Here is a 12,524-nt window from a genome sequence, read left to right as displayed (position 1 = left end):
CCCCTCAGACGCGTCCGGTAAAGGCCGCCGCAAGGAGGCGCCCGCGGCGCGAGAATTCCGACAGCCGAAGCGTCCCCGCCGCCACGCGCCCCGGCTCGTCGGCGGCGAGGCGGAGGAGCGCCCCCGCCTGCCAGGCGGCGAGCAGCGCCGGCCGCACGGTGGCGGGAAGCCGGATCCGCCGCCCCTCCGACAGCCGCGCCAGACCGCCCCGCGCCAGCCGCGCCACGGTCTCTGCCCGCCCGTCCGGCAGCGGCTGGTGGCCGCGCGCCTCGAGCTCCGGCACCGCCTGGAACCAGCTGGCGAGGCCCGCTGCCCGGCCCACCGCCCGCACCGCGGGCTCGAGCGCGCGATCCGCGCCGAGCGCCAGCGCCGAAGCCCAGTAGAGTCCGCCGGCCGTGGCATCGAGGTAATCCGCCAGCGCCGCCTCGTCCTCGAAGGGTTCGCCCAGGATATCGTGGCGCCGCGCTTCCACGATCGCGTCGAGCAGCGGCACGGGCAGGTCCGCCGCGCGGATCACCTCGGCCAGCGGGGCGGCCACCTCATGCGCGCGCGACTTGCCGGATGCCGCCTCCTCGATCACGTCGCGCCAGAACTGAAGGCGCATCTCGGCGATCATCGGCTCGCGCGTGACCCAGGGCGCGCGCGCCACCTCGAGGTTGAAGGCATAGAGCGGCAGCAGCCGCGCCCGCGCCGCCGGAGGAGCGGCCATCGCCGCGGCATGCCGGTCGGGATCGCCGCGCGCGACGAGATCGGCGCAGGCGGCAAGGCTCATGCCGCAGGCTCCGCCACCACCTGCAGATAGCCGTAGCTTTCCCCGTGCCGTCGCCAGAGCCCGACCTCCTGCTCCGCCTGATCGAGCGCCGAGACGAGGCTCGGCACGGCACCCGTGCGCAACGCCTCGATGCGGGCGGCCAGCGGCTCGTAATAGGCCGACCAGGCGGCATGGGGCAGCCAGCGATCCGCCAGAACGCGCCAGCCCGCCGCCGCCACCTGCGCGAGGATGCCGTCGCGGTCGGTCATGGCGGGACAGGCGGTCCTCCAGTAGTCGCGCAGATCCGGGGACGGATTGTCGATCCGCCAGCCGATCTCGGAGAAGGCCACCCGCCCGCCCTGCTTGAGATGCCGCCGCCAGGCATCGAGGGCCGCCCCGATTCCCGCGTTGTAGATGGCACCCGCGCACCAGATGAAGTCGAACGTCCCCTCCGGCGTGAGCATGTCGCCCGGCACGGCCCTCAGCCGCGCATCGACCCCGAGACGGGCCGCGAGCTCGTCGATGTAGGGCCGGTGCAGGTCGAGCGCCACCACCTGCCCCTCCGGCACGGCGGCCAGCAGTCCCTCGACATCCGCCCCCGGACCGCAGCCCGCGTCGAGCACCCGGCCGGCCCGTGGCACCCGCGCCACGCCGAGCGCCCAGGCGAGGCTCTCGGCATCGCCGGGACCCTCTCGCTCCAGTCCGGAATGCAGGGTGAAGAAGGCCTCCTCGGGTGTCATGCGGTTCCCTCGCTTCCTGCGTCGCGCACCAGCTTCCAGTTGATCGCATCGAGCAGCGCCTCGAAGGAGGCGTCGACGATGTTGGGCGAGACGCCCACGGTGGACCAGCGCCGGCCCTGCCCGTCCTCGCTGTCTATGATGACCCGGGTGACGGCCTCGGTTCCGCCCTGCGTGATCCGCACCTTGAAATCGACGAGCCTGAGGTCGTCGATCACCGACTGCCAGCGACCGAGATCCTTGGCCAGCGCCTTGGAAAGGGCGTTCACGGGGCCGCGCTCGGTCCCGTTCTCGTCGAGGCTTTCGGACACGGAAAGCACCCGCTGCCCGTCGATGATCACCACCACCACCGCCTCCGAGAGCGTCATGGTGCCCTCGCCCACGCGCCGCCGCTCGACCGTCACGCGGTAGCGCTTGACCTCGAAGAACGACGGCATGAGCCCCAGTTCGCGCCGCGCCAAAAGCTCGAAGCTCGCCTGGGCGGAATCGTAGGCATAGCCCTGATCCTCGCGCGCCTTGATCCCCTCGAGGATCCGCCCGAGGCGCGGGTCGCCCTGCGGCACGTCGATCCCGGCCGCGGCCAGCCGCGCGCGCAGGTTCGACTGGCCGGCCTGGTTCGACATCGGGATCACCCGGGCATTGCCCACGAGCGCCGGGTCGATGTGCTCGTAGGTCGAGGGATCCTTGAGGATGGCCGAGGCATGGAGCCCTGCCTTGTGCGCGAAGGCAGAGGCGCCGACGTAAGCCGAGGCGCGACGCGGCACCCGGTTCAGGATATCGTCGAGCATCCGGCTCACCCGCACCATGCCCGTCAGCGCCTCGCGGCTGATGCCGGTCTCGAAGCGGCTGGCGTAGGGCTCTTTCAGGAGAAACGTCGGGATCAGCGCCGTGAGGTTCGCGTTGCCGCACCGCTCTCCCAGCCCGTTGAGCGTGCCCTGCACCTGCCGCGCGCCGGCATCCACCGCGGCCAGCGTCGCCGCCACGGCCGTCCCGGTGTCGTCATGCGTGTGGATGCCGAGCCGCTCGCCCGGAACGCCCGCCGCGATCACCTCGGCCACGATCCGCCCCACCTCGCCCGGCAGCGTGCCGCCGTTCGTGTCGCAGAGCACGACCCAGCGCGCGCCGGCGTCGAGCGCCACCCGCAGGCACTCCAGCGCATAGTCCGGATTGGCCTTGAAGCCGTCGAAGAAGTGCTCGGCATCGAGGATCGCCTCGCGCCCCTTCGCCGCCACATGCGCCACCGAGGCCCGGATCGACTCGAGGTTCTCTTCGAGCGTCACCCCCAGCGCGGTGGTCACATGGAACTCATGCGTCTTTCCCACGAGACAGACCGTCCCGGTGCCCGCGTCGAGCACCGCCGCCAGCACGTCGTCGTTCTCGGCCGAGCGCCCGGCGCGCTTGGTCATCCCGAAGGCCGCGACCCGCGCCCGCACCCGGGGCAGATCGGCGAAGAAGTCGGAATCGGTCGGATTGGCCCCCGGCCAGCCGCCCTCGATGTAATCCACGCCCAGCCTGTCGAGGGCTTCGGCGATCTGCCGCTTCTCGGCCGTCGAGAACTGCACCCCCTGCGTCTGCTGCCCGTCGCGCAGCGTCGTGTCGTAGAGGTAGAGGCGATCCTTCATCGCAGCGCCTCCAGTTTTGTCACGTCAAACTCGGGCAGAACATCGGCATGTGGGCCTGATGCCTCAATCCGCAACTTCAGACCCGTGGCCTCAAGATTTCGCTTCAGCTCATCCGCGGAGGCGTAATCCTTCGAGTTCCGGAGTTCTGCCCATTTCCGAAGGAAAGGGTCGATCTCCATCGCAAAAGATGGCGAGTCGCCGATGGAAGCGGTCATCCGATCCTGTCGGAACCAATTTACGTCCTCGGCCGGAGAAAATCCGAGCAGGCCCATTGCAGCCTTCAGTTCTGGAAAAGCGCCCTTCGCTCGCAGCTCATGCAGGACACTGACTGCGCCGGCCGTATTAAGATCATTGGCCAATATGTCTACGAAGTCCGAAGGAGCCGCGTCTGCTGCCGCAATATTGTCCGTGAGGCGGTAGAACCCCGCGAGCGCAGCCCGCGCTTGATTTGCCTTGGTTGTCGTCCAGTCCATCGGCTTGCCGTAATGCGTGCCGAGATAGACCATCCGGATCACCTCGCCCGGATAGCCCTGATCCAGCAGGTCGCGCACGGTGAAGAAGTTGCCGAGCGACTTCGACATCTTCTTGCCCTCGACCTGCAGCATCTCGTTGTGCAGCCAGTAGTTGGCGAAGCCACCCTCGGGATGGGCGCAGCGCGATTGCGCGATCTCGTTCTCGTGGTGGGGAAACTGCAGGTCGATCCCGCCCGCGTGAATGTCGAAGCTCGCGCCCAGAAGCTCGTAGGACATCGCCGAGCATTCGATGTGCCAGCCGGGCCGGCCGCGACCCCAGGGGCTCTCCCAGCCCGGAAGCTCGTCATCAGACGGCTTCCAGAGGACGAAGTCCATCGGGTCCTCCTTGAAGGGCGCGACCTCGACCCGCGCCCCCGCGATCATGTCGTCGACCGACCGGCCCGAGAGCGCGCCATACTCCCTGTAGGAGCGGACGCGGAAGAGGACGTGCCCCTCTCGCTCGTAGGCGTGACCCCTCGCGATCAGGTCCGCGATCATCGCGATCATCGCGCCGATCCATTCCGTCGCCCGCGGCTCGCTCGTGGGCCGCAAGGCGCCGAGCGCGTCCATGTCGGCGTGATACCAGCCGATGGTCTCGTCCGTGCGCTCGCGGATCAGCTCCTCGAGGCTGCGCGGGTCGCCCGCGGCCTTGCGCGCCTGAGCGGCCGCGTTGATCTTGTCGTCCACGTCGGTGAAATTGCGCACATAAGTGACATGGCCTTCGCCATAGACGTGCCGGAGCAGCCGGAAGAGCACGTCGAAGACCACGACCGGCCGGCCGTTGCCGAGATGCGCGCGGTCATAGACCGTCGGCCCGCAGACGTAGAGCCGCACGTTCTCGGGGTCGATCGGCGAAAAGACCTCTTTCCGGCGGGTCTTCGTATTGGTCAGGCGGATCGTCGTCATGGGTCCTCGCAAGGCTCGGCTCGCCCGCGGGCTTCTCACATCACGACCTTGGAGGGAACGGAAAAGAGCAGCCCGCGACGATGGTCAGCAGGAAATGATGCAGCCGGTGATGGTGCAGATGCTCTTCATGCGGCCGATGCTAGCACCCGCGTCTCCGGGCCACAACGCCTTTCGCCGCGGCGAAGCGCTCTGGACACAGTCCCCGGGTTGGGGGAGGCTCGCGGCATGAACCGCGCGACTGTCTCCCGCATCTGCGCCGACCTGCCCGGCGCGACGCTCGATCATCCCTGGGACGAGCGGCACGACGCCTGGAAGATCGGCGGCCGGATTTTCGCGCTGGTCGGCGCGCTCGACCAGGGCGTTACGGTGAAGTGCCCCGATGTCGAGACGGCAGCCCTGCTGATCGAAACCGGCCGCGCGGTGCGTGCGCCCTACATGCACCGAAGCTGGGTCCTGCTGCCCTTCGTCCCGCCGACGCCGGAAGAGGAACTGCGCCATCGCATCGGCGTCTCCTACAAGCTGATCCGTGGAAGCCTGCCCCGGAAGCTGCGCGACGCGCTCTAGATCAGGGCGGTGGCGATGGCCCAGAGGCCGAAGCCCAGCATGAGCATGCCCGAGGCGCGCGAGACCCAGAGGGCGAAGGCCGGGGGCAGCCTCCGGTGCGCGAGGGCTACGCCGCCGGCGAGCAGCAGCCACCAGAGCATCGAGCCCGCGAAGACGCCCACGACGACCGTGGCGGCAGAGGCGAGGTCGGCCTCGCGCGCGAGACCCAGGCCCGCGAAGATCGCCGCGAAGGAAAGGACCGTCGCGGGATTGGCCAGCGTCAGCAGGAAGGTCGTGCCGAGCGTGGACCAGAGCCCGCGCGCCGCGACAGTGGCCGCTTCGGGCCGCGGATCGGCGCGCAGGCCCTGGATCCCCAGCCAGATCAGGAAGGCTCCGCCGCCGAGCCCGAGCGGCAGGGCGATCCGGTCGAGAAAGGCGGCGAAAGCGGCGAAGCCAGCGGCGGCGGCGGCCGCATAGGCCGCATCGGCCAGCGCCGTGCCAAGACCGCCCGCCAGTCCGGCGCGGAACCCCTGCGCCAGCGTCCTCTGGATGCAGAGCGCGCCGATCGGCCCCAGCGGCGCCGCGATGGCGAGCCCCATGAGCAGGGCCTTGAAGAACAGGATCATCGCGGCACCAGCGGCGCCGTGCGGATGGTCGACAGCGCAAGCATCGTCTCCGACCTCTCGAGAAGCCCATCGGACTTCAACCGGTCGAGAAAGGCTTCCACCCCGTCGAGACCGGACACGCGCAGGTGGATCAGATAGGACCAGGCGCCGGTCACGTGGTGGCACTCGGTGATCGCCGGATGTTCGGCAGCGAAGGAGCGGAAGGCCGCCTCGCGGGAATGGGGCACCGCGACCCAGATCAGCGCCAGCACCGGCAGCCCCAGCGCCTCGGGCGAGGCGTCCACGGTAAACCGCCGGATCACGCCCGAGACGGCCAGCCGCTTCACCCTCTCGTTGACGGCGGAAACGGACAACCCCACCTGTCCGGCCACTTCCGTCAGGGCGCGTCGCGCATCCTGGGCGAGCAGGCCAACAATTTGCCTGTCAAGATCATCCATCACCGGCAACTTTCCCGCGTATCACTCACCAGTCCGACATATAGCCGGTCCGATTTGCGCAGTCCAGTGGCTTGCGGGGTTTGACGGCCGGGGCAAGGCGTGGCGCCAGAGGGTCAGGATCATGGGGTCGAGGCACTGGACAGGGAGCCGTCGGACTCTGCCCCGGCGTCATGAACACGGCCGGACTGGGTCGAACCGCCATCGCTCGTGCGTCCGACGCAGTCGGCAACCGCGGCTCGGACATGAAGAAGGGGCGCGGATCGCTCCGCGCCCCTCCGGATCGTCCATCCGCGGTGATCAGAACCGGAAGCCGACCTTCGCCTGCAGCGTGGTCGCATCCGCGTCGATGTCCGCGTCGTTGAACGAGTCCCAGGTGTGGCGCAGAAGTTCGGCGCCCACCGACCAGCGGTCGTTCAGCATGTAGTCGTAGCCGATGCCGTAGACGTAGCCGTCGTCGGGATCGCCCGCATCCGACTTCACATCGGCCCAGCTTCCGCCGGCGGTCGCGTAGAGCAGGCCTTTCCCGATCTTGCCGCCCGCCATCAGCTTCAGCGTCGTAAGGTTGTCAAGCTCGTCGCCCGCCTCGCCGATGTCGATGTTGCTGATGTCATAGGCCAGTTCCGCACCGACGACGGCACGGCCGAAGTCATAGCGGTAGCCGGCGTGAACGCCGCCGATGGCGCCGTTGCCGTCATATCCGTCGATGTCGGTGTCGATGTCGCCATAGCCGAGTTGGCCACCGACGTAGAATCCGCTCCAGTCGGTCACGGGAGCGACCACGACGGGGGCAGGCACCGGCTCGACGACCGGTTCCGGGGCCACCATCGCCGGGCCGCCGGCAAAGGCGGGAGCGGCAAGAAGGCCACCGAGCGCGAGCGCTGCAATGCGTTTCATCTCTGTCTCCAATCAAGCTTCCGGCGCCGCGCTGCTGCTCCTGCGGTTCGCCGGCCATTCGTTGACGGTCAGGCGGCCTCGGGAAGAAGAAGGCCGAGCCTGCCGTGCCCTTGTCGTATGCACGGAAGAATCACTTTGCCAGAGCGGCTCACGCGGTGGTGATCGAGGCGAGTTGCCTTGCGCGCATTCCAGCGCAAGGCGAGCCAGAGCGTCGGCAATCAGTTGCCGGCCTTCTCCTCGAGCGTCAGCCATTCCTCTTCCGCTTCCGCCAGAAGCGCCTGCCGCTCGGCCATGGCCTCCGTCGCCTTGCGGAACTTCAGGGGTTCGCGGCTGAAGAGGTCGTCGGCCGCAAGGTAGTCTCCGAGCTTCGCGATCTCGGCCTCGAGCCGCTCGATGATGCCCGGCAGGGCGTCGAGCCGCTTGCGCTCGGTGAAGGTCAGACCCTCGGCGGGCCTCTTCGGCTCGGGCTTCGGCACAGGCCGGGGTGCGTCGCGCGCAGGTTCCGCACGGACGGCGGGCGCGGGGTCAGCCTCGCGGCGCTGCGCCAGATGGTCAGTCCAGCCGCCGGCATAGACCGTCGCCCGACCCCTGCCTTCCAGCGCCACGGTGGTCGTCGCCACCCGGTCGATGAAGTCGCGGTCGTGGCTTACCAGAAGCACCGTTCCCTCGTAATCACCGAGAATGTCCTGCAGAAGATCGAGGGTCTCGACGTCGAGGTCGTTGGTCGGCTCGTCGAGGATCAGCAGGTTCGACTCGCGCGCCATGATCCGAGCGAGCAGGAGCCGCGCCTTCTCGCCCCCTGAAAGCGAGCGCACCGGCGCCCGCGCCTGCCGCTCGTCAAAGAGGAAGTCCTTGAGATAGCCCACGACATGGCGCGGCTGGCCGCGCACGAGAACCTGATCCTGCTGGCCCGAGACGCGCATGGCGGGATCCGAGGTCAGACTGTCCCAGAGCGAGGCGTCGGGGTCGAGCTGCGCCCGCGTCTGGTCGAAGATCGCGATCTGAAGGTTGGTGCCGAGCGCCACGCTGCCCGCATCGGGCACCATCTCGCCCGTCAGCAGCTTCAGGAGCGTCGTCTTGCCCACGCCGTTCGGCCCGACGAAGGCCACGCGGTCGCCGCGCAGCACGCGGAGCGACAGATCCTTCACGATCGGTTGCCCGTCGAAAGCTTTCGTGAGGCCCTTTGCCTCGATCACGCGCTTTCCCGATGCCGGACCCGCCTCGAGTTCGAGTGCCGCCGTGCCCTGCCGGCGAATCTGCGACCGTCGCTCCTCTCGCATCGCGGCGAGCGCGCGGAGACGGCCCTGGTTGCGCTTGCGGCGCGCCGAGATCCCCTCGACCGCCCAGCGGCCCTCGGCCTTGATCTTGCGGTCGAGCTTGTGGCGCTGGTCGTCCTCCTCGGCCCAGATCTGCTCGCGCCATTCCTCGAACCCCTCGAAGCCCAACTCGCGGCGGCGCACCTGACCGCGGTCGATCCAGAGCGTCGCGCGGGACAGCGCGCGCAGGAAGGCGCGGTCGTGGCTGATGAGCACGAAGGCCGCGCGCGTCTCGGCAAGCTGCGTCTCGAGCCACTGGATCGCCTCGATGTCGAGGTGGTTCGTCGGCTCGTCCAGAAGCATCAGCTCCGGCGCCTCCGCCATCAGCTTGGCCAGCGCCGCCCGCCGCCGCTCGCCACCCGAGGCGGTGGCGACCGGCGTCTCGGGGCGGAACTTCAGCCCCTCTGCCGCCATCTCGACCCGGTATTCCTCGCCATGCGTGAGGCCGGAGGCGGCATAGTCGCCCAGCGTCGCGAAGGCCGAGAGGTCCGGATCCTGCTCCATGTAGCCGACCGATGTGCCGGCCAGCACCACCCGCTCGCCGCGGTCGGGCTCCACAAGGCCTGCCATCACCTTGAGGAGCGTGGACTTGCCCGAGCCGTTGCGGCCGACGAGGGCTACGCGATCCTGCGGCTGGACCACGAGGTCGAGACCATCGAAGACCGGCTCGCCGCCGAAGGTGAGGGAGATGCCAGAGAGCTGGAGGAGGGGTGCGCGTGCCATGCCCGTGCGCTACATGGGGCAGCGTCCGGCGTCAACGTGCGCGCGGGCGGATTGCCGCAGCGGGCCACGTTGATCCGTCCGGGTGGAGGCAGGCCCGCATCGGTCTCTTGCGGGGAAGCACAGCGCGATATGGCAGATGCAGCCGATCTTCGGCCGGATGCCGCGGCCCTCAGCCCTTCAGCACCGAGAGCACCGACCGCGCGGCGCGGAGGCCCGGCGGCTCGCCGCCCTGCCCCAGCCGCTCCATCGTCAGTTCCATGGCCGCGAACTGCGCCCGCCGCTGGTCCTCGTCCTCGAGCAGCGCGAGGAGCGCGGGCGCGATCAGCCCGGCCCTGCAGCGGGGGCCGAGGAACTCGGGCACCACGCGGCTGTCGGAGACGAGATTCACGAGCGTCACCGTGTCGATCCGCGCCATCCGGGTGATCAGCCACATCGACAGCGGGTTCATGTCGTAGGCGATCACCATGGGCGTGCCGTTCGCGGCAAGTTCCAGCGAGACGGTGCCGGAAGCGGCCAGTGCCACGTCGGCGGCGGCAAAGGCCGCGCGCTTGCGTTCGGCATCCTCGATCACCAGCGGATGGACCGGCCATCCCGAAACCTGCTCGCGCACGAGATCGGCCACATGGGGAACGGTCGGGATGAGAACCGTCAGCCCCGGGTGGCGGTGGCGGATCCGGGCCAGCACCTCGCCGAAGACCGGGGCAAGTCGCATGACCTCGGACCGGCGCGAGCCCGGCAGGACAAGGACCACCGGACCCGTCGCCACCCGCTCGCGCAGCGCGCGCACCTCGTCCTCCGAGGCTCGCGGCTCGGCCACCACCGGATGGCCCACGAAGTCGCAGGTCATGCCGGCCGCGGTCATGTAGCGCGGCTCGAAGGGCAGCAGCGCCAGCACGTGATCGACGTGCCGCGCCATCTTCGCCGCCCGCCCCGGCCGCCAGGCCCAGACCGAGGGCGCGACGTAGTGGATGGTCCGGACCGAAGGCTTCGCCCGCTTGACGAGGGCCGCGACTCGCAGGCCGAAGTCAGGGCTGTCGATGGTGACGAGCGCCTCGGCGCCCGAGGCGATGCAGGCCTCGGCCGCCTCGCGCACGCGGCGACGGAGGTGGAGATATTTCGGCAGGACCTCGGCCAGGCCCATGACCGAAAGCTCCTCCATCGGAAAGAGGCTCGAGAGACCCTGCGCCTGCATGGAAGGACCACCGACGCCTGCGAAGGACATGTCCGACGCGAGTTCGGAGAGCCCCGCCATCAGCGCGCCGCCCAAGCGGTCGCCCGAAGGCTCGCCCGCGATGAGGAAGAGCTTCATGGCTCCCTCGCCCAGAGGAAAAGACCCGCCGCCTCGGCCTCGCGCAGCGCTTCGGCGCGGTCGAGGAGGATCACGCCGCCCGCCTCCCAGGCGATGCCGGCAAGTCCCGCCGCCGCCGCCCGCCGCACCGTGGAAGGTCCCAGCGTCGGCAGGTCGATTCTTCGGTCCTGCCCGGGCTTGGGCGCCTTGTAGAGCACGCCCCGGGCAGCGGCGGGATCGGGGCGCCGCGCGGTCGCGGCCACCCAGTCGAGCATCGCATCCGTGCCCGGCAGCGCCTCGACGGCGAGGCAGAGACCCTGCGCCACGACCGCACCCTGCCCCACGTCCACCCGGCCGATCGCCTCGACGATGGCGGCGGCGCGGGCCACGTCGCGCACGTCGCCCTCGCGCGGGGCACCGCAGAGCGTTCCGGCCTCGGGCACCAGATCGGGCGCGATCTCGGCCACGCCCGCGACCGCGAACCCCTCCTCCTCGAAGAGCGCGATCACGGCGCGCAGCGTCGCGTCGTCGCCGGCCTGGATCGCGCCGATCAGCCTCGGGACGATCTGCGCCGTCAGCGGATCGAACAGCGCGGGGTCGAGCCGCGGCCGGCTCACCGCGCCGGCGAAGGTCACGCGCGAGACGCCCGCCTTCTCGAGTTCGCGCAGGAATGGCATCAGCCGCTCGACCCGGAAGGTCACGTCGGGCGCGATCCCCTCGGGTGCAAAGCCCTCGAGCGCGGCGATGAGCGGCGCCTCCCCCGCCTTGCGCAGGGCCTCGGCGAGGTGGCGAGGCAGGGCGCCCGCTCCGGCGATGAGCGCGGTCGAGGCCACGGTCATTGCGGCGTCAGGAAGGAGCGGTCGGTGGCCGCGAGGATGAAATCGGTCATCTCGCGGACATGCGGGCTCTCGGTCTCGTCGGCGAGGCGGCGCGCCCGGTCGAGGAAGGTGCCCTCGCCCTGCGCCAGCATCTGATAGGCGGCGCGGAGCGCGGTGATCTCGGGGCGGCCGACCCCGCGGCGCTTCAGCCCCACGAGGTTCAGCCCGTCGAGTTCGCCCCGCGGCGCCTGCACCAGCCCGTGCGGCAGCACGTCGTTCGTCACCATCGTCACCGCGCCGATGATCGCGCCACGGCCGACGCGCACCCATTGATGCACGCCCGAAAGGCCGCCCACGATCACGTCGTCGCCAAGCCAGCAATGGCCCGCGATGGCGGCCTGGTTGGCGAGGATCACCCGGTTGCCCAGTGTCGCGTCATGGCCGACGTGAGAGCCGGTCATCAGCAGGCAGTCGTCGCCCACGCGCGTGACGCCGCCGCCGCCTTCCGTTCCCACGTTCAGCGTCGCGCCCTCGCGGATCCGGCAGCGGGCGCCGACGATCAGCCGCGTGCGCTCGCCCTTGTACTTCAGGTCCTGCGGCACCTCGCCCACGACCCCGAAGGGGAAGATCACCGTCTCGGCCCCGACTTCCGTCCAGCCGGTGACGACGGCGTGGCTCTTGACCACGACGCCCGGCCCCAGCGTTACCTCGGGGCCAATGATGGCGAAGGGGCCGATCTGGCAGCCCTCGCCGATCACGGCGCCCTCTTCGACGATGGCGGAGGGATGGATCTCTGCCATCTCTTATCCTTTCGGTACGTCGAGCATGGCGGAAAACTCGGCTTCCGCAGCAAGTTCGCCGTCGACGCTCGCACGGCCCTCGAACTTCCAGACCTTGCCGCCGCCGCGCTTCACGGTGACCGTCATCTCCAGCACGTCGCCGGGCACCACCTTGCGGCGGAACTTCGCCCCGTCGATGCCCATGAAGTAGACCTTGGCGTTCTTGTCCGCGAGATCCATCGAGACACCGACCAGCACGGCCGAGGTCTGGGCCATCGCCTCGATGATCTGCACGCCGGGAAAGATCGGCAGACCGGGGAAATGCCCGGTGAACTGCGGCTCGTTCATGGTCACGCATTTGATGCCGACGGCGCTCTTGTTCGGAACGATGTCGCGAACCCTGTCCACGAGAAGGAACGGGTAACGGTGCGGAATAATCCGCTGGATCAACTGGATATCGGCGGAGAGCGGCGCTTCTGCGGCATCGGTCATCGTGGGTTTCCTTGGCGGAGTGTGGAGCGGCCGTGCGCCCCGGTCCTTGCTAGCAAGGCTCAGGGGTGCGGGCAAGCCGC

Annotated in this window: 13 protein-coding genes; 1 reads left to right on the top strand and 12 read right to left on the bottom strand. The window is 69.6% G+C overall.

Going from position 1 to position 12,524, the window contains the following annotated elements; genetic code table 11:
* Positions 1–4: 4 nt before the first annotated feature.
* From ACTVZP_RS03790 to cysS, 4 genes are read right to left on the bottom strand one after another with little or no spacing between them, the layout of a single operon-like run.
* Positions 5–772, bottom strand: a complete 768-nt coding sequence (locus tag ACTVZP_RS03790) for a squalene/phytoene synthase family protein (protein ID WP_443210752.1) — start codon at positions 770–772, stop codon at positions 5–7.
* Entirely contained in the window at positions 769–1,491 is a 723-nt protein-coding gene (locus ACTVZP_RS03785; RefSeq protein WP_443210751.1) for a class I SAM-dependent methyltransferase, read from the bottom strand. Before ACTVZP_RS03785 ends, ACTVZP_RS03790 begins: the two co-directional genes overlap by 4 nt.
* Entirely contained in the window at positions 1,488–3,110 is a 1,623-nt protein-coding gene (gene cimA / locus ACTVZP_RS03780) for a citramalate synthase (RefSeq protein ID WP_443210750.1), read from the bottom strand. The genes ACTVZP_RS03785 and cimA overlap by 4 nt, the downstream gene beginning before the upstream one ends.
* Entirely contained in the window at positions 3,107–4,528 is a 1,422-nt protein-coding gene (gene cysS, locus ACTVZP_RS03775) for a cysteine--tRNA ligase (RefSeq protein ID WP_443210749.1), read from the bottom strand. Before cysS ends, cimA begins: the two co-directional genes overlap by 4 nt.
* A 225-nt stretch (positions 4,529–4,753) precedes the next feature.
* Between cysS and ACTVZP_RS03770 the strand changes: the two genes are divergently transcribed.
* Positions 4,754–5,092 (top strand): MmcQ/YjbR family DNA-binding protein, encoded by a 339-nt coding sequence (locus ACTVZP_RS03770; protein ID WP_443210748.1) that lies wholly within the window; start codon positions 4,754–4,756, stop codon positions 5,090–5,092.
* On the opposite strand, the gene ACTVZP_RS03765 is transcribed toward ACTVZP_RS03770, so the two are convergent.
* The 8 genes from ACTVZP_RS03765 to fabZ form a co-directional block, all read right to left on the bottom strand.
* Positions 5,089–5,694 (bottom strand): LysE family translocator, encoded by a 606-nt coding sequence (locus ACTVZP_RS03765; RefSeq protein WP_443210898.1) that lies wholly within the window; start codon positions 5,692–5,694, stop codon positions 5,089–5,091. The genes ACTVZP_RS03770 and ACTVZP_RS03765 overlap by 4 nt on opposite strands.
* A complete protein-coding gene (locus ACTVZP_RS03760) occupies positions 5,694–6,143 on the bottom strand; it encodes an Lrp/AsnC family transcriptional regulator (RefSeq protein ID WP_443210747.1) in 450 nt (149 codons plus the stop codon). Before ACTVZP_RS03760 ends, ACTVZP_RS03765 begins: the two co-directional genes overlap by 1 nt.
* A 288-nt stretch (positions 6,144–6,431) precedes the next feature.
* Entirely contained in the window at positions 6,432–7,028 is a 597-nt protein-coding gene (locus tag ACTVZP_RS03755) for an outer membrane protein (protein ID WP_443210745.1), read from the bottom strand.
* 218 nt (positions 7,029–7,246) lie between these two features.
* Entirely contained in the window at positions 7,247–9,067 is a 1,821-nt protein-coding gene (locus tag ACTVZP_RS03750; protein WP_443210744.1) for an ABC-F family ATP-binding cassette domain-containing protein, read from the bottom strand.
* Between the two features lie 169 nt (positions 9,068–9,236).
* The gene (lpxB, locus tag ACTVZP_RS03745) at positions 9,237–10,376 is read right to left on the bottom strand and encodes a lipid-A-disaccharide synthase (RefSeq protein WP_443210743.1); all 1,140 of its coding nucleotides are present in this window, start codon (positions 10,374–10,376) and stop codon (positions 9,237–9,239) included.
* The gene (locus ACTVZP_RS03740; RefSeq protein ID WP_443210742.1) at positions 10,373–11,194 is read right to left on the bottom strand and encodes an LpxI family protein; all 822 of its coding nucleotides are present in this window, start codon (positions 11,192–11,194) and stop codon (positions 10,373–10,375) included. The genes lpxB and ACTVZP_RS03740 overlap by 4 nt, the downstream gene beginning before the upstream one ends.
* The gene (gene lpxA / locus ACTVZP_RS03735) at positions 11,191–11,973 is read right to left on the bottom strand and encodes an acyl-ACP--UDP-N-acetylglucosamine O-acyltransferase (protein ID WP_443210741.1); all 783 of its coding nucleotides are present in this window, start codon (positions 11,971–11,973) and stop codon (positions 11,191–11,193) included. Before lpxA ends, ACTVZP_RS03740 begins: the two co-directional genes overlap by 4 nt.
* Positions 11,974–11,976: 3 nt before the next feature.
* Positions 11,977–12,444: a 3-hydroxyacyl-ACP dehydratase FabZ gene (gene fabZ, locus ACTVZP_RS03730; protein WP_443210740.1), complete on the bottom strand. Its 468-nt coding sequence runs from the start codon at positions 12,442–12,444 to the stop codon at positions 11,977–11,979.
* Positions 12,445–12,524: the final 80 nt, after the last annotated feature.

Source organism: Rhodobacter sp. NSM (genome assembly GCF_052244495.1).
Classification (GTDB): domain Bacteria; phylum Pseudomonadota; class Alphaproteobacteria; order Rhodobacterales; family Rhodobacteraceae; genus Cereibacter_A.
The sequence above is the reverse complement of the archived record's forward strand: the minus strand, read 5'-3'. Positions and strand labels throughout refer to the sequence as shown.